The 21,890-nt window shown below is 70.8% G+C and carries 13 protein-coding genes; 9 read left to right on the top strand and 4 right to left on the bottom strand.

Features of this window, described 5'->3' with window-relative positions; translation table 11 throughout:
• The first annotated feature begins 13 nt into the window (after positions 1-13).
• The 3 genes from J2Z30_RS48170 (at position 14) to J2Z30_RS48160 (ending at position 2,872) form a co-directional block, all read left to right on the top strand.
• Complete coding sequence (locus J2Z30_RS48170; protein WP_044581848.1) at positions 14-895, top strand: ComF family protein; 882 nt, start codon at positions 14-16, stop codon at positions 893-895.
• A 315-nt stretch (positions 896-1,210) separates the two neighbouring features.
• A complete protein-coding gene (hpf, locus tag J2Z30_RS48165) occupies positions 1,211-1,900 on the top strand; it encodes a ribosome hibernation-promoting factor, HPF/YfiA family (RefSeq protein WP_020870848.1) in 690 nt (229 codons plus the stop codon).
• A gap of 222 nt (positions 1,901-2,122) precedes the next feature.
• Positions 2,123-2,872 carry a response regulator gene (locus J2Z30_RS48160; RefSeq protein WP_014061176.1) on the top strand — a complete coding sequence of 250 codons (750 nt, stop codon included), beginning with the start codon at positions 2,123-2,125 and terminating at the stop codon, positions 2,870-2,872.
• A gap of 145 nt (positions 2,873-3,017) precedes the next feature.
• On the opposite strand, the gene J2Z30_RS48155 is transcribed toward J2Z30_RS48160, so the two are convergent.
• Positions 3,018-4,214, bottom strand: coding sequence for a winged helix-turn-helix domain-containing protein (locus J2Z30_RS48155; RefSeq protein WP_078956845.1), 1,197 nt, complete (start codon positions 4,212-4,214; stop codon positions 3,018-3,020).
• A 137-nt stretch (positions 4,215-4,351) separates the two neighbouring features.
• Positions 4,352-5,026, bottom strand: coding sequence for a GNAT family N-acetyltransferase (locus J2Z30_RS48150; protein ID WP_245389328.1), 675 nt, complete (start codon positions 5,024-5,026; stop codon positions 4,352-4,354).
• Between the two features lie 242 nt (positions 5,027-5,268).
• Here J2Z30_RS48150 and secA point away from each other — a divergent pair, with 242 nt between their 5' ends.
• Complete coding sequence (gene secA / locus J2Z30_RS48145) at positions 5,269-8,115, top strand: preprotein translocase subunit SecA (protein ID WP_044581851.1); 2,847 nt, start codon at positions 5,269-5,271, stop codon at positions 8,113-8,115.
• A gap of 437 nt (positions 8,116-8,552) precedes the next feature.
• Here secA and J2Z30_RS50600 read toward each other — a convergent pair whose 3' ends face one another.
• A complete protein-coding gene (locus J2Z30_RS50600; RefSeq protein WP_245389327.1) occupies positions 8,553-9,323 on the bottom strand; it encodes an Rv3235 family protein in 771 nt (256 codons plus the stop codon).
• A gap of 317 nt (positions 9,324-9,640) precedes the next feature.
• Here J2Z30_RS50600 and J2Z30_RS48135 point away from each other — a divergent pair, with 317 nt between their 5' ends.
• On the top strand, positions 9,641-10,147 hold the full coding sequence (locus J2Z30_RS48135; protein ID WP_044574423.1) for a DUF6912 family protein: 507 nt from the start codon (positions 9,641-9,643) through the stop codon (positions 10,145-10,147).
• Positions 10,148-10,182: 35 nt separating this feature from the next.
• Positions 10,183-10,860 carry an HAD family hydrolase gene (locus J2Z30_RS48130; protein ID WP_044574425.1) on the top strand — a complete coding sequence of 226 codons (678 nt, stop codon included), beginning with the start codon at positions 10,183-10,185 and terminating at the stop codon, positions 10,858-10,860.
• Between the two features lie 169 nt (positions 10,861-11,029).
• Here the strand turns inward: J2Z30_RS48130 and J2Z30_RS48125 are convergent, their stop codons facing one another.
• Positions 11,030-11,596: a DJ-1/PfpI family protein gene (locus J2Z30_RS48125; RefSeq protein WP_044581853.1), complete on the bottom strand. Its 567-nt coding sequence runs from the start codon at positions 11,594-11,596 to the stop codon at positions 11,030-11,032.
• 454 nt (positions 11,597-12,050) lie between these two features.
• On the opposite strand from J2Z30_RS48125, the gene J2Z30_RS48120 reads away from it, so the two are divergent.
• From J2Z30_RS48120 to J2Z30_RS48110, 3 genes are all read left to right on the top strand, one after another.
• Positions 12,051-17,027, top strand: a complete 4,977-nt coding sequence (locus J2Z30_RS48120) for an NAD-glutamate dehydrogenase (RefSeq protein WP_044574426.1) — start codon at positions 12,051-12,053, stop codon at positions 17,025-17,027.
• A 314-nt stretch (positions 17,028-17,341) separates the two neighbouring features.
• Positions 17,342-19,591: a bifunctional glycosyltransferase/CDP-glycerol:glycerophosphate glycerophosphotransferase gene (locus tag J2Z30_RS48115; protein WP_044574428.1), complete on the top strand. Its 2,250-nt coding sequence runs from the start codon at positions 17,342-17,344 to the stop codon at positions 19,589-19,591.
• A gap of 149 nt (positions 19,592-19,740) precedes the next feature.
• The gene (locus J2Z30_RS48110) at positions 19,741-21,750 is read left to right on the top strand and encodes a glycosyltransferase family 2 protein (RefSeq protein WP_044574430.1); all 2,010 of its coding nucleotides are present in this window, start codon (positions 19,741-19,743) and stop codon (positions 21,748-21,750) included.
• The last annotated feature ends 140 nt before the right edge of the window (positions 21,751-21,890 follow it).

Genomic DNA, 21,890 nt, shown 5'->3' with positions numbered 1-21,890 from the left:
GACAGTGGTCTTCATGCGGGGCTGGTGGCAGGAGATCTCTGATCTGGTGCTGCCGGCCGACTGCGCCGGATGCGGTCGGCCGGGAGGCACGCTGTGTGGTCGTTGTCGTGGAGCGCTGCGCGGGTCCGGGGCGCGCCGGGTGGAGCCGAGCCCGGCGCCGCCGGGGCTGCCGGTGGTCCATGCGGCGGTGGATTACGTGGACGAGGCGCGGGCGGTGCTGCTCGCGCACAAGGAGCGTGGAGCGCTCCGGCTGGCGCGGCCGCTGGGCGAGGCGCTGGCGAGAGCCGTGCGGGCGGCCTGCCCCGGCGGCGGGCCCGGTGCGGGGTCCCGAGGGCGGGCGGTCTTGGGATCGGGCGCGATATGCGGGGCCGGACCGGGTACTGGATCCGGGATGAGACCAGGGACCGAATCGGGTACGAGACCGGGTGCCGGGGCGAGCTTGGGACAGAAGGCCGGACCGGGTGCGAGACCCGGTGCCGGGCCGGGTGCGAGACCTCGCGGAGCGCCGCTGCTGCTGGTGCCGGTGCCGTCGGCCCGGCGCTCGGTGGGCGCCCGGGGGCATGACCCGGCTCGGCGGATCGCGCTCGCCGCGGCGAGCGTGCTGCGTGCCGACGGGCGCCCGGCGAGAGTCCCGGCCGTGCTGTGCCAGCGGCGCCGGGTGACCGACCAGTCGGGGCTGGACGCGCGGCAGCGGCGGGCGAATGTGACCGGTGCGCTGGGGGCGGTCCCCGGCGGCGGACGGCTGCTGGTGGCGGGCCCGGTAGTGGTGGTGGACGATCTGATGACCACAGGAGCCTCGCTCGCGGAGGCGGCGCGGGCGGTGACGGCGGCCGGTGGGCTGGTCATCGGCGCTGCCGTGGTCGCGGCACCCCTGACGGCCACCAACCGGAACTGATTACGAAGCCACATCGTTGCAGGTGATAAGCGTGGCAAAGCACCTGATCGGAGGTACGGGCCGGTAGGGGGTGCCGACTTCCGACCGGTCGAGCTATGTTCGGTTGTGAGGAATGGCGGGTGCTATGACTCACTCATCCGCTTGGCGTGTTTTGCCTGCATTCTAGTGAGGCTTGGAACAAACGGGATTGAGATCCTCCCCGTGGGAAGGAGGAGCTGAAAGCGCCAAGCCGGTGGCTCCGGAAGACGCCGGAGCCAAGTGCACAAGGGATGACGCTCCGATATTGACTGGAGCTACCCGGGAACGGAGTTCTGCGTGGACATCGTCGTCAAGGGCCGTAAAACTGAGGTGCCCGAGCGGTTCCGGAAGCACGTGGCCGAGAAGCTGAAGCTGGATAAGATCCAGAAGCTCGACGGCAAGGTGATCAGCCTCGACGTCGAGGTGTCCAAGGAGCACAACCCGCGGCAGTCCGACCGCGCCGACCGAGTGGAGATCACGCTTCGCTCGCGCGGCCCGGTGATCCGGGCGGAGGCCGCCGCGGCCGATCCGTACGCAGCGCTGGACCTGGCGGCCAGCAAGCTGGAGGCACGGATGCGCAAGCAGCACGACAAGCGCCATACGCGCCGTGGCAACGGTCGCATTCCGGCCAGCGACGTGGCCATCACCGTGCCCAACGCGGCGCGCATCAACGGGCATGGGGATATCGCCCCCCAGCGCACGACGGAGACCGTCCCCACCACCCGGATGGGCCCCCTGGAAGTCCAGGGCGAGGGCCCCCTGGTGGTCCGGGAGAAGACGCACGCCGCGGCTCCCATGTCGCTCGACCAGGCTCTTTACGAGATGGAGCTGGTCGGGCACGACTTCTATCTGTTCGTCGACTCCGACACCAATCGGCCCAGTGTCGTCTACCGGCGGCATGGCTATGACTACGGGGTGATTCATCTTCAGCCGGAAGCGTTCGTCGGAGAGGCAGCCGGCGGCGCCGGCGGCGCACTCGGTGGCTGACCGAGAAATTCAGCCGAATCCAGCCTGACACGTAAGTGGTGCCCCGGAGCGTCTGCGCGCCCCCCGGGGCACCTCCGTGCGACTACGGCGGGACCATTCCGCCGTCCGGGCATGAAATCATGGCCGGGCGACCAACCGGTGTACCGCAAACACCGGTTGACGCCAGACCGAGTGCACCCAGGGTGCGGACCGCAAGGGCCATGGCCTTCAGGGGGAGGAACGATGGCGGACAGCTTCGGGCCCGTGTCCGACGCCGGTGAAGACCATGGCGTCGGTCCGGACGGGGGCGAGCCGCGCGGCGAACCGCGCAAGGAGCCGATTCGGGTCCTCGTCGTGGACGACCACGCGCTCTTCCGGCGTGGATTGGAGATCGTCCTGGCCCAGGAGGAGGACATCCAGGTCGTCGGCGAGGCGGGGGACGGGGCCGAGGCCGTGGACAAGGCGGCGGATCTGCTGCCGGACATCGTCCTGATGGATGTGCGGATGCCCAAGCGCGGGGGGATCGAGGCCTGCACCGCCATCAAGGAGGTGGCACCCAGCGCCAAGATCATCATGCTGACGATCAGCGATGAGGAAGCCGATCTCTACGACGCGATCAAGGCTGGGGCCACGGGCTATCTGCTGAAGGAGATCTCGACCGACGAGGTCTCGACCGCCATCCGGGCGGTGGCGGACGGCCAGTCGCAGATCAGCCCGTCGATGGCGGCCAAGCTGCTGACCGAGTTCAAGTCGATGATCCAGCGCACCGACGAGCGGCGGCTGGTGCCCGCGCCCCGGCTCACCGACCGGGAGCTGGAGGTGCTCAAGCTGGTGGCGACCGGAATGAACAACCGGGATATCGCCAAGGAGCTGTTCATCAGCGAGAACACCGTGAAGAACCACGTGCGCAACATTCTGGAGAAATTGCAGCTGCACTCCAGGATGGAGGCCGTGGTGTACGCGATGCGGGAGAAGATCCTCGAGATCAGGTGAGGGTTTCGCCTCGCCGGGAGCCGGGAGCCGGGAGCCGGGAGCCGGGAGCCGGGAGCCGGGAGCCGGGAGCCGGGAGCCCGGCCCCCGGGGCCCCCGGGGCCCCCGGGGCCCCCGGGGCCCAAGCCCCGGGTGAGCGGAGATCGGTTCAGGCGACCCCGGCCGAGACCGCCGCCGCGAGCGGCGCGGCCAGCTCCGGGCGGTCCACGCGCTCCACCCGTACGGCGTCACAGCCCACCCATTCGGCCGCCTCCCGCAGCGCCTGCGCCATGGGGGCCACGGCCTTCGGCGACTCCAGGGACACCTGCCGCGCCACCAGGGTCGTCCCCTCCCGGGCCGGATCGACCCGGCCCAGCAACCGCCCGCCCGACAGCAGCGGCATGGCGAAGTAGCCGTACACCCGCTTGGGCCTGGGCACATACGCCTCCAGCCGATGGCTGAAGCCGAAGATCCGCTCGGTGCGCGCCCGGTCCCATATCAGCGAGTCGAAGGGCGACAGCAGAGTGGTGCGGTGCCGGCCGCGCGGCGGGGTGGCCAGCGCCTCGGGGTCCGCCCACGCCGGTTTGTCCCAGCCCTCGACCGCCACCGGCACCAGCCCCGAGTCCGCGATCACCGCCTCCACCTGCTCGCCCTTGAGCCGGTGGTAGTCGGCGATGTCCGCCCGCGTGCCCACGCCCAGGGACTGCCCGGCCAGCCGGACCAGCCGGCGCAGACACTCCCGGTCGTCCAGGTCGTCATGGAGCAGGGCGTCCGGAACGGCGCGCTCCGCCAGGTCGTACACCCGCTTCCAGCCGCGCCGCTCGACGCACACCACCTCGCCGAACATCAGCGCCCGCTCGACCGCGATCTTCGCGGCCGACCAGTCCCACCACGGCCCGCCGTTCTTGGCCCCGCCCAGCTCCGTCGCGGTCAGCGGGCCCTCCGCGCGCAGCTGCTTCACCACCGTCTCGTACACCCCGTCCGGCAGCTCGTGGTGCCAGTGCGGACGGACGCGGTAGGCGCGGCGCCGGAAGGCGAAGTGCGGCCACTCCTCGATGGGCAGTACGCAGGCGGCATGCGACCAGTACTCGAAGGCGTGGGTGCCGGTCCAGTACGCCGACTCGACCGTCTTACGGCCGACCGCGCCCAGCCGTGCGTACGGAATCAGCTCATGGGAGCGGGCCAGCACCGAGATCGTGTCCAGCTGCACCGCGCCCAGGTGACGCAGCACGCCCCGCACCCCGCCACGCCGGTCGGGGGCGCCCAGCAGCCCCTGGGCGCGCAGCGCGATCCGGCGCGCCTCGTCGGCGGAGAGGGTGGCCTCGGGCGTGCGGTCCACGGCGGACCCGGTGGCGGCGTTCGTCATGCGCGCCACCGTAGTAGCACCCACTGACAACGCCGCCGACGCCGCCCGCGCCCGCCGGATGTCCCACGCCCGGGGCCTCGGACCGCGGACGCGGACCCCGGACCGCGGACGCCGCCCCCGGACCGCCGACGCCGCCCTCAGGCGACCGATGGCGCCGTGGCCGCCCGGCCCCGGCCGGACGCCTCCGGCTCTTCCTGCTCCTCCTGTGGCGCATTGGCCGCCATGGACGCCTTGGCGGGCAGATACGGCGTCGTCGAGGGCAGTCCCCAGTCGGAAGGCAGCAGCGCGCCCCGCCAGGCGTCACGCCGGGTTCCCTGGTGGACGATCCGGGCGCGGTCCGTCCCCTCCATCCGGAAGCCCGCCCCGAGGGCGACCGCCCGCGAACCCTCGTTCCCGGCCTCGCTGCACCACTCCAGGCGCTCCACCCCGAGCCGGGTGAACGCCCACTCGATCACGGCCCGCGCCGCCTCGCCCGTGTAGCCGTGCCGCCGCCGCTCGCGCGCCGTCCAGTAGCCCAGCTCGGCCTGGTGCTCGGGGGAGCGCAGATGGGCCAGCCGGACCAGGCCCATGGCACCGACGAGGGCGCCGTCACTCTTGGTGACCACCGCGAAGTCGTAGGTCACGTCGTCACGCCAGTTCCCGGGGCAGATCCGGCCGGTGAAGTCCTCCGCGTGCGCGCGTTCGTACGGGGAGGGCACGCTGGTCCATCGCTGGATGTCCGGGTCCTGACAAGCAGCGAAGACCGCGTCCGTGTCGGAGGGCCGGAAGGGGCGCAGGACCAGGCGCTCGGTGGTGAGGGTGACAGGCTCCATGCGACCCGAGTCTGCGCCGCCGCCGTCACTCACCGCGAGCGGTTTCGGTGAATTGGAGGGCACCTGGGGGGCCTCTCGGGCGTTGACACGGTGAGGTGACATCCGGTCCTCGTGGTGACGGACCTCCCGGCGTGCCGGGGTCTGTCTTACGATGGCCGTTGCGGCGGGGCCTGCGCCCCTTGACAATGCCGCGCCAGCGCACCCCGACCGTGCCAGGCCCGACCGGCAAGGAGCCAGCCTACGTGTCCGTCCTCAACAAGCTCATGCGTGCAGGCGAAGGAAAGATCCTGCGCAAGCTGCACCGCATCGCGGACCAGGTCAATTCCATCGAAGAGGACTTCCTGTCCCTCTCCGACGCCGAGCTGCGCGCCCTCACCGACGAGTACAAGCAGCGGTACGACGACGGTGAGACCCTCGACGACCTGATGCCCGAAGCGTTCGCCACGGTGCGCGAGGCGGCCAAGCGGGTGCTCGGACAGCGTCACTACGACGTCCAGCTGATGGGCGGCGCGGCGCTGCATCTCGGGTATGTCGCCGAGATGAAGACCGGTGAGGGCAAGACCCTGGTCGGCACCCTCCCGGCGTATCTGAACGCGCTGTCGGGCAAGGGCGTCCACCTCATCACGGTCAACGACTACCTGGCCGAGCGTGACTCCGAGTGGATGGGCCGGGTGCACCGGTTCCTCGGCCTGGAGGTCGGCTGCATCCTCGCCAACATGACCCCGGCGCAGCGCCGCGAGCAGTACGCGTGCGACATCACCTACGGCACCAACAACGAGTTCGGCTTCGACTATCTGCGCGACAACATGGCGTGGGCGAAGGACGAGCTGGTCCAGCGCGGCCACAACTACGCGATCGTCGACGAGGTCGACTCGATCCTGGTGGACGAGGCCCGTACGCCGCTGATCATCTCCGGCCCGGCCGACCAGGCCACCAAGTGGTACGGCGACTTCGCCAAGCTGGTCACCCGGCTCAGCCGGGGCCAGGCCGCCGAGCCGCAGAAGGGCCAGGAGGAGACCGGGGACTACGAGGTCGACGAGAAGAAGCGGACCGTCGGCATCCATGAGTCCGGGGTCACCAAGGTCGAGGACTGGCTGGGGATCGACAACCTCTACGAGTCGGTCAACACCCCGCTGGTCGGCTACCTCAACAACGCGATCAAGGCCAAGGAGCTCTTCAAGAACGACAAGGACTACGTCGTCATGGACGGCGAAGTCATGATCGTCGACGAGCACACCGGCCGTATCCTCGCGGGCCGCCGCTACAACGAGGGCATGCACCAGGCCATCGAGGCGAAGGAAGGAGTGGAGATCAAGGACGAGAACCAGACGCTCGCCACGATCACCCTCCAGAACTTCTTCCGTCTCTACGACAAGCTCTCCGGCATGACCGGTACGGCGATGACCGAGGCCGCCGAGTTCCACCAGATCTACAAGCTCGGCGTGGTCCCGATCCCGACCCACCGCCCCCTCGCCCGGCTCGACCAGTCCGACCTGATCTACCGCACCGAGGTCGCGAAGTTCGATGCGGTGGTCGAGGACATCGTCGAGAAGCACACCAAGGGCCAGCCGGTCCTGGTCGGCACGACCTCCGTGGAGAAGTCCGAGTACCTCTCCCAGCAGCTCGCCAAGCGCGGGGTGCCGCATGAGGTGCTCAACGCCAAGCAGCACGACCGGGAGGCGACGATCGTCGCCCAGGCCGGCCGTAAGGGCGCCGTGACCGTCGCGACCAACATGGCGGGCCGCGGTACCGACATCAAGCTCGGCGGCAACCCCGACGACCTCGCCGAGGCCGAGCTGCGCCAGGGCGGTCTGGACCCGGTGGAGCACTCCGAGGAGTGGGCCGCCGCGCTGCCCACCGCCCTGGAGAAGGCGGAGGCCGCGGTCAAGGCCGAGTTCGAGGAGGTCAAGGAGCTCGGCGGGCTGTATGTGCTGGGCACCGAGCGCCATGAGTCGCGCCGGATCGACAACCAGCTGCGCGGCCGCTCCGGCCGTCAGGGCGACCCCGGCGAGTCCCGCTTCTACCTCTCCCTCGGCGACGACCTGATGCGGCTGTTCAAGGCGCAGATGGTCGAGCGCGTCATGGCGATGGCGAACGTCCCGGACGACGTCCCGATCGAGAACAAGATGGTCACGCGGGCCATCGCCTCCGCCCAGTCGCAGGTCGAGCAGCAGAACTTCGAGACCCGTAAGAACGTCCTGAAGTACGACGAGGTCCTCAACCGCCAGCGTGAGGTCATCTACGGCGAGCGCCGCCGCGTCCTGGAGGGCGAGAACCTTCAGGACCAGGTCGGCCACTTCATGAACGACACCATCGAGGCCTATGTGCGGGCGGAGACGGTCGAGGGCTTCGCCGAGGAGTGGGACCTGGACCGGCTGTGGAACGCCTTCAAGCAGCTCTACCCGGTCAGCGTGGTCATCGAGGAGCTGGAGGAGGAGGCCGGCGACCGCGCCGGGATCACCGCCGAGTTCATCGAGGAGTCCATCAAGGACGACATCCATCAGCAGTACGAGGCGCGCGAGGAGCAGCTGGGCTCCGAGATCATGCGTGAGCTGGAGCGCCGGGTCGTGCTCTCCGTCCTGGACCGCAAGTGGCGTGAGCACCTCTACGAGATGGACTACCTCCAGGAGGGCATCGGGCTGCGCGCGATGGCCCAGAAGGACCCGCTGGTCGAGTACCAGCGCGAGGGCTTCGACATGTTCCAGGCCATGATGGAGGGCATCAAGGAGGAGTCCGTCGGCTATCTGTTCAACCTGGAGGTCCAGGTCGAGCAGCAGGTCGAGGAGGTCCCGGTCGAGGCGTCGGAGGAGCAGGTCGCCCTCGAGAAGGACGTGCAGGACGCGGTGCCGGCGGGCGCGCCGTCCGTGGGCTCCTCGGCGGCCCGCCCCGAGATCCGTGCCAAGGGCCTGGAGGCCCCGCAGCGGCCGGACCGGCTGCACTTCTCCGCCCCGACGGTGGACGGAGAGGGCGGCGTCGTCGAGGGCGACTTCCCCAACGGTGAGACGCCCCCGCCGCCGCGGTCGGAGGCCGACGGGCTGACGCGTGCGGAGCGGCGCAAGGCGCAGAAGGGCCGCCGCCGCAAGAAGTAGTGACCGGGCTGGGGTGAACGGGCCGGGGCGCCGCGCGAGAGCGCGGCACCCCGGCCCGTCGCGTTGTGGTTGTGGTTGTGGTTGTGGGCCTATGGGGTCCGGCGGACCACGCGGCGGAGCCGCGTATCGAAGCTTTCCCCTCCCCGCCCCTTCCCGATACCGGGGCCCAGCCCCGGGCCCCGTCAGGGTTCCGCCCTTGGGCCCTGCTCCTCAATCGCCGGAGGGGCTGGGTTGGCTCCCCGCCTCTTCCCGTTACCAGGCTTCGCCCCTGCACCCCGGGGGCCGGGGTGCAGGCCCCTGCCACGCGGCGCAGCCGCATACCGACGCTGCAGGAAGGGGCGGCGCCCCAGTCCGGGGTCTGGGGCTGAGCACCAGTTTCGGGAAGGGGCGGGGAGGGGAGCAGCCCGCCGCAGGCGTGGAGATCCGTCGGACGGGGCTTAGGTGAGTGGGCCGAGGTCGATGGCGGCGCAGCGCCAGCGGGCGTCGGCGCCGAGCTCGAGCCGGAACGCGAGCGCTGTGAGCCGGTCTCCGGAGGCGATCCGGGCGAACGCCTCGATCACCCCATGCCGGGGCTGGTACTCGCCACAACGCCGCACCACGGGCGCTGTGGCCCGCTCTCCGGCGGGGCGCAGCGGCGCGCGCGGGGCGAGCTCGATCAGCTGGTCGTAGGCGGCCGGGAGGGCGTGCCCGAGGAGGGTGTGGACGGGGCGCTGACCGCTGAGGGTGAGCACCAGCCGGTTGGCGAACCAGAAGCGCGGCAGCCGATCCCGTTCCCGCCACGCCGCGGCGGCCGCCGCGGACCGCGATACGGCCGCGGCGCGGGACGCGGTGGGCGTGCGGTGCGCGGCCGGGGTGGGCGGTGTGGGCGGTGTGGAGACGCCCGGGGCGGGCGGTGGGGCCGTCGCGGCCGTCGCGGCCGTCGCGCCCGTCGTGGGCGGCGCGGGCGGGGCAGGTGGTGTGGCGCTGTGTGGTGCCGTCGTCGTGGGTGGTGCGGCCGTCGTGCGGGCCGCCTGCGGCGGTGCGGTCGCGGGCGGCGCGGCCGTTGTGCGGGGTGCCGCTGTTGTGGGGGTGCTGCGGGGGCGGCGGGGGTCCTTGCGGCCGGGCGGGCCGCTTCGCCCTGGCCCGCTGCCACCGCGCTGTCGTACGGCCTCCCCGGCCCTTGTGGCCCGGTTCGTGGACCGGTCCGTCGCCCGGACGCCCTCACTCATGCTGCTCGCCCCGTTCTCCGTGGCCCGGCCGGATACCGGGCGGTAGCTTTCGTCGGAGAGTCTTCTATCGGCGGGTTTTCGGGGTCCGCAATGCGCCTGACCCGCGATCGTGGTCGGCGTCGCGGTTCACCTATTCGGGGCATGCGGCGGATCGTCGGTCCCGGTCATCGGCTCGAGCGCGGCTCGGTCCCGTCTTCATACGGCCCCATCGGCACCAGTCCCCCGAAAGGGGACCACCGGCCTTCGCGGAAGGCTCGGGCGAGAGGACGGGCGATCGTATGCTGGGGGCCTATTGGTCTCTGATGAAAGCGGCAGCCATGCGCGTCTACGTCCCCCTGACCCTCTCCGGTCTCGCCGAGGCGTACAAGGAGGGCCAACTGGGGCCGACGCCGCTGACCGCCTACGCGGTCACCCCAGCGCTGCGCGAGTGGTATGTGTCCGACGACATCGAGGAACTGGAGTACGCGGCGCTGAGCCGGGCCGCGCAGGCGTCGCTGCGGCTGCTCGCCGTCGACCCCCGGGCGCCCCGCCGTCGGGTCGTGGTGGCCGTGGACGTGCCCGACGGGCAGGCGGTCGCCGATCCGGACCGGGGGCTGGACCAGTCCGCGCTGGGTGAGGTGCGGATCAAGGCCGCCATACCGCTCGCGAAGGCCGCCGCCGTGCACCTGGACGCCGACGATGCCGAGCGGGACATCGCCGCGGCCGCCGACGCGCTCGGCGCGGCGGACCTCGGTGACGACGACGCGCAGTTCACCGTGGACGGCGCCGAGGACCACGAACTGCTCTGGTACGCCACCCAGGAGATCCCCAATCTGATCGAGTGATGCCCGCTGTCCGACCCTCCGGGTACGGTCGTGGAATGGGGAAGAACCACGTGACGCACCTCGTCTGGGACTGGAACGGCACGCTGCTCCACGACATCGACGCCGTGATCTCGGCGACGAACGCATCGTTCCAGGAGATCGGGCTGCCGCCGATCACCCTCGAGCGCTATCGCGACCTGTACTGCGTCCCGGTGCCCCGCTTCTATGAGCGGCTGATGGGGCGGCTGCCCTCCGACGAGGAGTGGGCGGTCATGGACGAGGCGTTCCACCGGCACTACTGGGCGCTGGCCGAGACCGCCGGGCTGGCGATCGGCGCCCGGCAGCTGCTCACCGAGTGGCAGGAGGCGGGTCTCACCCAGTCGTTGTGTTCACTGGCCCCGCATGAGTATCTGCTCCCCCTGGTGCGGACGCATGGCATCGAGCGCCATTTCGTCCGGGTGGACGGCCGCACAGGGCAGAGCAATACCGGCAAGGCCGAGCAGATGATGCGCCACATCGCCGAGCTCGAAGGGATGCCGCCGCAGCGGATGGTGGTGATCGGGGACGCCCTGGACGACGCGGTGGCGGCGCAGCACGTGGGGGCGCGGGCCGTGCTCTACACGGGCGGTTCGCACAGCCGGGCCAGCCTGGAGGCGGCCGGGGTGCCGGTCGTGGACACGCTCGAGGAGGCCGTACGGGAGGCCGAGCGCATGGCCGACGAGGGAGCCGGGTGACGTGAGCCGGGGTCCGTGGCGGGTGACGTGAGCCGACGAGTGAGCCGGGGTCCGTGCCGGGTGATGTGAGCCGGAGTCCGTGCGTGCCGGGTGATGTGAGCCGGGGTCCGTGCGTGCTGGGCGACGCGAGCCGGGGTCCGTGCCGGGCCGCCTCGGCTCGCTCCTCGGCTCACACCACCGGCGCCTTTGACCGCAGCGCCGCCAGGAACTCCCGCATCCACGCCGGATGGTCCGGCCATGCCCGCGACGAGATCAGTGTGCCGTCGACCACGACCTCCGCGTCCTGGTAGTCCGCCCCCGCCGCCTGCATGTCCGGCTCCAGCGCCGGATACGCGGTGACCCGCCGCCCGCTCAGGCCGCCCACGGCCGCCGTGAGCAGCGGGCCGTGGCAGATCTGCGCCACCGGCTTGTCCGCGTCGAAGAACGCCTTGCAGATCTTGCGCAGTTCGGGGTCGTTCCGCAGATACTCCGGGGCCCGGCCGCCCGGGATCACCAGGGCGGTGTACTGCCCGGGGTCCACCTCGGAAAAGGCCAGGTCGGCGGGGATCGTATAGCCCGGCTTCTCGGTGTAGGTGTCGAAGCCCTCCTCGAAGTCATGGACCACCAGGCGCAGCGTCTTGCGGCTCGGGGCCGCGATATGGACCTCGTACCCCTCCTCGCGCAGCCGCTGGTACGGGTAGAGCACCTCCAGCGATTCGGCCGCGTCGCCGGTCACCAGCAGGATCTTCGCAGCCATGCCACGCACCTCCAGGTCCACACCTACCACCGTGCTTACCACCGTCCAGATCACGGTGCATCCGCGTCCACGCTTTGCCAAGGGGGCATGGGCGGCGCATCATCGGCCCGTGCGCCCCTCCCGGTCGCTGTCCATTTCGTCAAACTTCAGGGCCCGGTTTTGTACACGAACGGCTCATGACGACGCCCTGGGGAGGAGCGATAGCCTTACTGCGTGATCAGCGCGATAGTCCGTGAGGGCAACGAGGCCCTCGCTCCGCGCCCGGCGCCCCACCAGGGCCGGGCCCGAGCCGCCGCTGACCCGTGGCGCATGGGGTCTTGGTCACTTACGGCCGAGTACACCCCGGCCATTTCCCGATCCGGCATACCGTCGTTCACGACCGGATTTTTCGCGTCGCGGCGTCATGCCACCGCCATCGATGTCACGCAACGGCGCGCGACAGGAGCCAGAGGACATGCAGACCAAGCTGGACGAAGCCAAGGCCGAGTTGCTCGAACGGGCCGCCCGGGTCGCTGAGAACAGCCCTGCCGGGGGGCAACCGGCGCAGGGCCCAGGACCGGAGACCCTGACCGCATACCTCCAGCACTACTACCTGCACACGCCTCCAGAGGACCTCGCCGATCGTGACCCGGTCGATGTCTTCGGGGCGGCGCTCTCCCACTACCGGCTCGCCGAGGTGCGTCCGCAGGGCACGGCGAACGTCCGGGTGCACACCCCGACCGTCGAGGAGCACGGCTGGACCTGCAGCCACTCCGTGGTCGAGGTGGTCACCGACGACATGCCGTTCCTGGTCGACTCGGTCACCAATGAGCTCACCCGCCAGGGGCGCGGCATCCATGTCGTGATCCACCCGCAGGTGATCGTGCGCCGTGACATCACCGGCAAGCTGATCGAGCTGCTCGACATCTCCCCGGACGGCCCGTCCCGGAAGAACCGGAAGAAGCTGCCCCATGACGCGGTCGTGGAGTCCTGGATCCATGTCGAGACCGATCGCGAGACCGACCGCGGCGATCTGAAGCAGATCACCGCCGATCTGCTGCGCGTCCTGTCCGATGTCCGCGAGGCCGTCGAGGACTGGGAGAAGATGCGCGACTCCGCGCTGCGCATCGCCGAGGGTTTGCCGGACGAGCCGAAGGCCGCCGAGGTCCGCGAGGAGGAGGTGGAGGAGGCCCGTGAGCTGCTGCGCTGGCTCGCGGACGACCACTTCACCTTCATCGGCTTCCGCGAGTACGAGCTGACGCGGGTCCCCACCGAGGCCGGTGGCGAGGAGGACGCGCTGACCGCGGTGCCCGGCACGGGCCTCGGCATCCTGCGTTCCGACCCGCAGCACAAGGACACCGACGAGAGCGCCCACGCGGGCCCCGGCACCCCGGTGTCCCAGGCCTTCAACCGGCTGCCGGCCGACGCCCGCGCCAAGGCGCGCGAGCGCAAGCTGCTGGTGCTGACCAAGGCGAACAGCCGGGCCACCGTCCACCGCCCCTCGTACCTCGACTACATCGGCGTGAAGAAGTTCGACGCCGAGGGCAATGTGATCGGCGAGCGCCGCTTCCTGGGGCTGTTCTCGTCCGCCGCGTACACCGAGTCGGTGCGCCGGGTGCCGGTGATCCGCCGCAAGGTCGACGAGGTGCTCGCGGGCGCGGGCTTCCGGGCCAACAGCCACGACGGCCGTGACCTGCTGCAGATCCTGGAGACCTACCCGCGCGACGAGCTGTTCCAGACCCCGGTCGACCAGCTCCGCTCGATCGCCACCAGCGTGCTCTACCTCCAGGAGCGCCGCCGGCTGCGGATGTTCCTGCGCCAGGACGAGTACGGGCGCTACTACTCCGCGCTGGTCTACCTTCCGCGCGATCGTTTCACCACCGATGTGCGGCTGCGGCTGACCGACATCCTGCTGGAGGAGCTGAGCGGCCGTCCGCCGGTCGACTTCACCGCCCTGCACACCGAATCGGTGCTCTCGCGGCTGCACTTCGTGGTCCGCGTCCAGCCGGGCACCGAGCTGCCCGACCTCACCGACTCCGATGTGGAGCGGATCGAGAGCCGGCTGATCGAGGCCGCCCGCTCCTGGGCCGACGGCTTCACCGACGCGCTGGTCTCCGAGGTCGGCGAGGAGCGCGCCGCCGAGCTGCTCCGCCGCTACCAGAACGCCTTCCCCGAGGGCTACAAGGCGGACCACACCCCACGCGGCGCCGTCGCCGACCTCCAGCACCTGGAGCGGCTGAAGGACGGTGAGAAGGACTTCGCGCTCAGCCTCTACGAGCCGGTGGGCGCGGCTCACGCCGAGCGCCGCTTCAAGATCTACCGGGCCGGGGCCCAGATCTCGCTGTCCGCGGTGCTCCCGGTGCTCAACACCCTCGGTGTCGAGGTGGTGGACGAGCGTCCGTACGAGCTGCGCTGCTCGGACAAGACCACCGCCTGGATCTACGACTTCGGGCTGCGGCTGCCGCTGCGCGAGGGCGAGGCCCTCGCCGACGACGCCCGTGAGCGCTTCCAGAACGCGTTCGCCGCGGTGTGGACCGGCCTGGCCGAGAGCGACGACTTCAACCAGCTGGTGCTGGGCGCGGGTCTTGACTGGCGGCAGGCGATGGTGCTGCGGGCCTACGCCAAGTACCTGCGGCAGGCCGGTTCCACCTTCAGCCAGTCGTACATGGAGGACACCCTCCGCAACAATGTGCACACCACCCGGCTGCTGGTCTCCCTCTTCGAGGCCCGGATGTCGCCGGAGCGGCAGCGGGCGGGCCTGGAGCTGACCGACGCCCTGCTGGAGGAGCTGGACGCGGCGCTGGACCAGGTGGCCTCGCTGGACGAGGACCGCATCCTGCGCTCCTTCCTCACTCTGATCAAGGCCACTCTCCGGACCAATCACTTCCAGATGAACGGGGACGGCAGGCCGCACGACTATCTGTCGATCAAGCTGGACCCGCAGGCCGTGCCGGATCTGCCCGCGCCCCGCCCGGCGTACGAGATCTGGGTCTACTCGCCGCGGGTCGAGGGTGTGCATCTGCGGTTCGGCAAGGTCGCGCGTGGCGGTCTGCGCTGGTCCGACCGTCGTGAGGACTTCCGCACCGAGATCCTGGGCCTGGTCAAGGCGCAGATGGTGAAGAACACGGTCATCGTGCCGGTGGGTGCCAAGGGCGGCTTCGTCGGCAAGCGGCTGCCGGACCCGTCCGTGGACCGCGACGCCTGGATGGCCGAGGGCATCGCCTGCTACAAGACCTTCATCTCCGGTCTGCTCGACATCACCGACAACCTGGTCGCCGGGCAGGTCGAGCCGCCGAAGGACGTGGTCCGCCACGACGGGGACGACACCTATCTCGTCGTCGCCGCCGACAAGGGCACCGCGACCTTCTCCGACATCGCCAACGACGTGGCGCAGGCGTACGGTTTCTGGCTCGGGGACGCCTTCGCCTCCGGCGGCTCCGCCGGATACGACCACAAGGGCATGGGCATCACCGCCCGCGGCGCCTGGGAGTCGGTCAAGCGCCACTTCCGCGAGCTGGGCCATGACACCCAGACCCAGGACTTCACGGTCGTGGGCGTCGGTGACATGTCCGGTGACGTGTTCGGCAACGGGATGCTGCTGAGCGAGAACATCCGGCTGATCGCCGCCTTCGACCACCGGCACATCTTCCTGGACCCCAACCCGGACGCCGCCACCTCCTACGCCGAGCGCCGCCGCCTGTTCGAGCTGCCGCGCTCCTCGTGGGAGGACTACAACGCCGAGCTGCTGTCGGCGGGCGGCGGCATCCACCCCCGTAAGGCCAAGGCCATCCCGATCACCCCGCAGGTGCGGGCCGCGCTCGGGATCGAGAAGCGGGTCGCCAAGATGACCCCGGCCGATCTGATGAAGACGATCCTCAAGGCCCCGGTGGACCTGCTGTGGAACGGCGGCATCGGCACCTACGTCAAGGCGTCCACCGAGTCGCACGGCGATGTGGGCGACAAGGCCAATGACGCGATCCGGGTGGACGGCCAGGATCTGCGGGTCAAGGTCGTCGGCGAGGGCGGCAACCTGGGCCTGACCCAGCTCGGCCGGATCGAGTTCGCCTCCAACGGCGGCCGGATCAACACCGACGCGATCGACAACAGCGCCGGTGTGGACACCTCCGACCACGAGGTGAACATCAAGATCCTGCTCAACGCCCTGGTCACCGAGGGCGACCTCACCCTCAAGCAGCGCAACAAGCTGCTCGCCGAGATGACCGACGAGGTCGGCGCGCTGGTGCTGCGCAACAACTACGCGCAGAACGTGGCGCTGGCCAACTCCGTCGTCCAGTCCTCCAGCCTGCTCCACGCCCACCAGCGGCTGATGCGCCGACTGGGCCGCGAGGGGCGGCTGGACCGGGCGCTGGAGTTCCTGCCCACCGACCGTCAGATCCGCGAGCGGCTCTCCGCCGGGCGCGGTCTGACCCAGCCCGAGCTGGCCGTGCTGCTGGCCTACGTCAAGATCACGGTGGCCGATGAGCTGATCACCACCGGGCTGCCCGACGACCCGTACCTCCAGCGGCTGCTGCACGCGTATTTCCCGCAGGCGCTGCGGCAGCGGTTCCCCGAGTACATCGACGGCCACGCCCTGCGGCGCGAGATCATCACCACGGTGCTGGTCAACGACACCGTCAACACCGCCGGGTCGACCTTCCTGCACCGGATGCGGGAGGAGACCGGGGCCTCGACCGAGGAGGTCGTGCGCGCCCAGACCGCGGCCCGTGCGATCTTCGAGCTGAACCAGGTGTGGGACGAGGTCGAGGCGCTGGACACGGTCGTCGACGCCGACATCCAGACCCGGATGCGGCTGCACTCGCGCCGGCTGGTCGAGCGGGGCACCCGCTGGCTGCTGAACAACCGGCCGCAGCCGCTCGCGCTGGCCGAGACGATCGACTTCTTCGGCGAGCGGGTCGGCGCGGTCCGGGCGCAGCTGCCCAAGCTGCTGCGCGGCTCCGACATCGAGTGGTACCAGCGGATCTACGACGACCTGACCGCGGCGCACGTCCCGGAGGATCTGGCCACCCGGGTGGCGGGCTTCTCCTCGGCCTTCCCGACGCTGGACATCGTGGCCATCGCGGACCGCACCGGCAAGGACCCGCTGGCGGTCGCCGAGGTCTACTACGACCTGGCCGACCGGCTGCGGATCAGCCAGCTGATGGACCGGATCATCGAGCTGCCGCGCGCGGACCGGTGGCAGTCCATGGCCCGGGTCTCCATCCGCGAGGACCTGTACGCGGCCCATGCCGCCCTGACCGCCGATGTGCTGTCGGTGGGCAACGGGGGCTCCACGCCCGAGCAGCGCTTCAAGGCGTGGGAGGAGAAGAACGCCGCGCTCCTGCAGCGGGCCCGCACCACGCTCGATGAGATCCAGTCGTCGGAGACCTTCGACCTGGCCAATCTGTCGGTCGCGATGCGGACGATGCGGACGCTGCTGCGCACCCACAGCTGACCCGGTCGGCCGCGAGTGAGCCAAAGGGGCGCGTCGCTGTCGTAAGGGAGAGCGCGCGCAGGCCCCGAGGAACGAGGGGCCGAGCACGGTCGACCGTCGACAGGGGGCACCTCCCAGCGGTAGCTGGGGGAGAACCGAGTTCTCAAAAAGCAGCTCGACGCGCCCCCGGTGGACTTCATGTCCGCCGGGGGCGTTTGTCACCCGCTTGGGCGCCCCTCCAACGACCGAGCGGGCATACCGGGACGAACCCACCTAGCGTGGGTGGTCAGTGAGTGCTTCGCGCCTCGAACCGCCACCGCGTCCCGAGGAGCCTTATGCCCCGCTTCACCATCGTCATCGCCGCCTATCGCGTCCAGGGCTATCTGAGTGCCTGCCTGGACTCCGTGCTGACGCAGTCGTATCCCGACCTCGAGGTGGTCGCCGTGGACGACCGCTCACCGGACCACTGCGGCGCGATCATCGACGCGTACGCGGCGCGCGACAGCCGGGTCGTGCCCGTGCACCAGCGGGTCAACTCCGGCCCTGGCCGGGCCCGTAACGCCGGGGTGGAGCGGGCGGGCGGGGACTATCTGCTCTTCCTGGACGGCGATGACACCCTCGCCCCGGGCACCCTCCAGGGACTCGCCGACCGGCTCGCCCTCACCCACGACCCGGAGATCCTCTACTTCAACCATGTGCGCACCTACTGGTCGGAGCGCCGGGCCCCCAGCCTCTTCGGGGAACTGCTGGCCTCGGCGGGCACCGATGTCTTCGCCGCCGTCGAACGCCCGGAATTCCTGCGGCTGTTCGCGATGTCGTCCAATCGCGTCTACCACCGGGATTTCTACCTCCGCCACGGCTTCGCGTTCAGCGAGGGCATCTACGAGGACGCGCTGCTCTCGTACAAGACGATGCTCACCGCGCGGCGAATAGCCTGTGTGGACCTGGTGGGCCTGGAATACCGGCAGCGGCGGGTCGGGGCCAGTACGGGAAGCCCCGGCGAGAAGCACTTCATCATCTTCCAGCAGTACGCCCGGCTCTTCGACTTCCTCGACGACCGGCCGCAGCTGGATCCGCTGCGCCCGCTGCTCTTCGAGCGGGCCGTATCGCATTTCCTGTTCTGCCTGGACCGGACGTCCCGGGTGGCTACGGCGGACCGGCCGCGCTTCTTCGCCCGCGCCGCCGAGTGGTACCGCGCCCATCTCCCGGCCGGGTTCACCATGCCGGTCGAGGGCCGTTGGCGCTTCGAGGCGCTGGCGTCGGGCTCCTTCCTCCGCTACCGCGAGCACGAACTGGCCGTACGGGCGGCCGCCGGGGCCCGTAAGCTGCGCCGGACCGTCCGGCCGCCGCTGGCGGCGCGCGCCAAGCAGGGCCTGTACCGGCTGCACCGGCAGCGGCCCGTTGACCCCCAGCTGGCCGTCTACTCCGCGTACTGGGGCCGGGGGGTGCTGTGCAATCCGGGGGCGATCTACCACAGGGCGCGGGAGCTGGCACCGGAGGTCCACGGGGTGTGGGCGGTCAAGAAGTCGGAGATCGAGACCCTTCCGGAAGGCGTCGACTACGTCGTCACCGGCACCCGCGACTTCTACCGCACGGTGGCCCGCGCGAAATACCTCATCAACAATGTCAACTTCCCCAATGAGGTGGTGAAGCGGCCGGGCACGGTGCATCTGCAGACCTTCCACGGCACCCCGCTCAAATGCATGGGCCTGGACCAGCAGCGCTATCCCGCCGCCGCGGGCGGGATGAGCTTCGGCAATCTGCTCAAGCGCATCGACCGCTGGGACTTCGCCCTCTCCTCCAATCCGCACTCCAGCCAGATCTGGGAGCGGGTCTACCCCGCCGGGTACCGGCTGCTGGAGTACGGATATCCGCGCAATGACGTCTTCTTCACCGCGACCGAGGAGGACATCCGGCGGATCCGTGCGGAGCTGGGAATCCCGGCCGGGAACACCGCCCTCCTCTACGCGCCCACCCTCCGCGACTACCAGAAGGGGTTCACCCCCCGGCTGGACCTGGAGCGGCTCGGCCGCGAACTCGGCCCGGAGACGACGCTGTTGGTGCGGGCCCACTACTCCTACCGGCCGGATGACGAGCTGGCCCGGCTCCAGGAGGCCGGGCCGGTGATCGACGTCTCGCGCCACCGGTCGGTGGAGGAGCTGTGCCTGGCGGCCGACGCGCTGATCACCGACTACTCGTCGATGATGTTCGACTACGCCGTGCTGGACCGGCCCGTCGTGATCTACGCCGACGACTGGGACATCTACCGCTCCTCCCGCGGCGTCTACTTCGACCTGCTCTCGGGGTCCCCCGGCGAGACCCCGGGGGCCGTCGCCCGCAGCGAGCGGGAGCTGGTCGAGGTCTTCCGCGAGGGCCGCTGGTGCGACGCGGACGCGACCGCGCTGCGGACCGCGTTCCGGGCCCGCTTCTGCCGGTTCGACGACGGCCACGCGGCCGAGCGGGTGGTGCGGGCCCTGATGCTGGGCCAGGACATCGCGCTCCCGCTCGCCCCCACGCCACAGACGCGGCCCCTGGCGGACAGCGCCCCGGCCGGGCCGCGCGGTGGCGTTCTCACCGCCGAGTGACCGATCCGCCGCGTGATCCGGCGGTCCGCCGAGTGTCCCCGACCTGCCGTGTGTCCCCGACCTGCTGTGTGTCCCCGATCCGCCGTGTGCCCGATCCGCGGTGTGTCCCCGACCCCGACCCGTCGAGAGCCCGGAGTCAGGAGGCCGTCATGCCCGCTCTGTCCCGACCTCGTGTCAGTGTGATCATCCCCGCCTACAACGCCCTGCCGGAGCTGACCCGGGCCGTCACCTCCGCGATGGACCAGACCCTGGGCCCGGACCGGGTCGAGATCATCGCGGTGGACGACGGTTCGACCGACGGCACCGGCGAGGAGCTGGAGCGGCTCGCCCGCACCTGCCCCGCACTCCACGTCGTCCACCAGGAGAACTCCGGCTGCGCGGGCGTCCCCCGCAACACCGGCCTTGACCACGCCCGGGGCGACTTCGTCTTCTTCCTCGACTCCGACGACTATCTGGGCCCGGACGCGCTGCGCCGCATGGTCGCCATGGCCGACGCCCACGGCACCGACATCGTCCTCGGCAAGATCGCCTCGGTGGGCGGGCGGGCCGTGCCCCGGGCCGTCTTCCAGCGCAATCAGCCCCGTACGGACATCTTCTCCTCCCACGCCTATCTGACCCTGGGCCCGTGGAAGCTGTTCCGCCGCTCCCTCATCGAGCGGCTGCACCTGCGCTTCCCGCCCTACCGCAACTGCGAGGACAAGCCGTTCACCGCGGCCGCCTACCTCAACGCCTCCGGTATCTCCGTGGTCGCCGACTACGACTGCTACTACGTCCGCTACCGCGAGAACCGCACCAACCTCACCCTCACCGCCGCCGACCTCGCCCACCGCATGGACGGCACCCGGCTGTGCTTCGAGACCGTGGCCCGCTATCTGGAACCGGGCCCGCGCCGGGACCAGATCATGCGCCGCCATGTGGAGTGGGAGCTGTGCGGTCCGCTGCGCGCCCTGCTGCCCCGCGAGAGCGAACAGGACGCGCGGGAGCGGTTCTTCCCCGAGTTCCGGCACTGGGCGAGCACCTGGGTGACCGACGCCCTCTTCGCACGGCTCGGCGCCCCCGACCGGCTGCTGATCCATCTGCTGCGCGCCGACCGCTTCGACGATGTGCTGACCGTGGCCAGGAACGCCGGAGCGGACGAGCGGCGCGGCCATCTCGTCGACAAGGGCCGGGTCTACTGGCTGCACCCCTTCTTCCGGGACCATGCCGCCGCCGTCCCCGACATCTGCTTCGACGTGACCGACCGGCTGCCGGTCCGGCACCACCTGGAGGCGGCGAGCTGGCACGGTGGGGTGCTGCGGCTGGCCGGGCACGCGTACGTCGAGGACGTGGACTCCCTCGACCCGGCCACCGAGATCGTGCTGCGCAAGTACCGGGCCGACCGCCCCGAGATCCGGCTGCCCACCACGCCGTGCCTGTCCGCCCATCCGCTGCCGGGCGAGGGGCGGCGGTACGAGATGGCGGGCTTCACTGCCGAGATCGACCCGGCCACCGCGGACGGCGGGGCCCCGCTGGAGCGGGGGCTGTGGAACATCTACCTGGACGTCCGCGCCCAGGGCGTCAGCCGTACGGTGCGGTTCGGCAACCGCCGCGAGGGCGGTGAGGTCACCCATCCCACCCGGCGCCGCGTCACCACCTCCCAGGGTCCGGTGACGGTGGTGCCGTACTTCACCCCGTACGGCAATCTCTCGCTCGACGTCGGCGAGGTGGCCCATCCCCTCGACCCGCCCTGCCAGGTGCTCCGGACCATCTGGCGCACCCGCAGCACCCTGCTGGTCGGCGGACGGCTGACCGAGGAGGCGGAGCGGGACGGCGGGGCGCTGCGGCTGCGGGCCGAGACGGGGGCGGGCGCGGTGTACGAGGTGCCGGTGCGCACTGAGCAGGGCGGCTCCGCGACCGTCTTCACCGCCAGGCTGCCGATCGGCCGCCTGGTCGAGGGCTGCTGGACGCTGACGCTGATCATGGAGGGACCCGGGGAGGACGCGCCGCGCCGCACCGCGATCGTGCCGTACTTCGACCGGCTGGCCGCCACCCGCTGGCTCCGCTTCGGCTGCCGTCCGTACTACGCCAAGCCGGTGGCCCTGGGCCCGGCGCGGGCCCTGGGCCTGGAGGTGGCTCCGCTCAAGGTCGTCACGGGGGTGCGGCGGCGGCTGGGGCGGTGAGCGTGGCAGATTCCCCTACCCGCCCCTTCCCGTTACCAGGGGCTTCGGCCCCTGGACCCCGGACGCCCTTCGGGCGTGTCCTCAAACGCCGGACGGGCTGAAATCAAGGGGCGGGTGGGGGAACAGCCTGCCGCGGGCGC

This window comes from Streptomyces iranensis (assembly GCF_017874715.1).
Lineage (GTDB): Bacteria > Actinomycetota > Actinomycetes > Streptomycetales > Streptomycetaceae > Streptomyces > Streptomyces iranensis.
The sequence above is the reverse complement of the archived record's forward strand: the minus strand, read 5'-3'. Positions and strand labels throughout refer to the sequence as shown.

Excerpts from the sequence above, each read along its gene's own strand:
- J2Z30_RS48125 (WP_044581853.1), bottom strand. The coding sequence starts at position 11,596 with ATGGCTGCGAAGATCCTGCTGGTGACCGGCGACGCGGCCGAATCGCTG.
- J2Z30_RS48115 (WP_044574428.1), top strand. The coding sequence starts at position 17,342 with ATGCCCCGCTTCACCATCGTCATCGCCGCCTATCGCGTCCAGGGCTAT.
- J2Z30_RS48155 (WP_078956845.1), bottom strand. The coding sequence starts at position 4,214 with ATGACGAACGCCGCCACCGGGTCCGCCGTGGACCGCACGCCCGAGGCC.
- J2Z30_RS48130 (WP_044574425.1), top strand. The coding sequence starts at position 10,183 with ATGGGGAAGAACCACGTGACGCACCTCGTCTGGGACTGGAACGGCACG.
- J2Z30_RS50600 (WP_245389327.1), bottom strand. The coding sequence starts at position 9,323 with ATGAGTGAGGGCGTCCGGGCGACGGACCGGTCCACGAACCGGGCCACA.
- J2Z30_RS48120 (WP_044574426.1), top strand. The coding sequence starts at position 12,051 with ATGCAGACCAAGCTGGACGAAGCCAAGGCCGAGTTGCTCGAACGGGCC.
- J2Z30_RS48150 (WP_245389328.1), bottom strand. The coding sequence starts at position 5,026 with ATGGAGCCTGTCACCCTCACCACCGAGCGCCTGGTCCTGCGCCCCTTC.
- J2Z30_RS48170 (WP_044581848.1), top strand. The coding sequence starts at position 14 with ATGCGGGGCTGGTGGCAGGAGATCTCTGATCTGGTGCTGCCGGCCGAC.
- J2Z30_RS48135 (WP_044574423.1), top strand. The coding sequence starts at position 9,641 with ATGCGCGTCTACGTCCCCCTGACCCTCTCCGGTCTCGCCGAGGCGTAC.
- J2Z30_RS48110 (WP_044574430.1), top strand. The coding sequence starts at position 19,741 with ATGCCCGCTCTGTCCCGACCTCGTGTCAGTGTGATCATCCCCGCCTAC.
- J2Z30_RS48160 (WP_014061176.1), top strand. The coding sequence starts at position 2,123 with ATGGCGGACAGCTTCGGGCCCGTGTCCGACGCCGGTGAAGACCATGGC.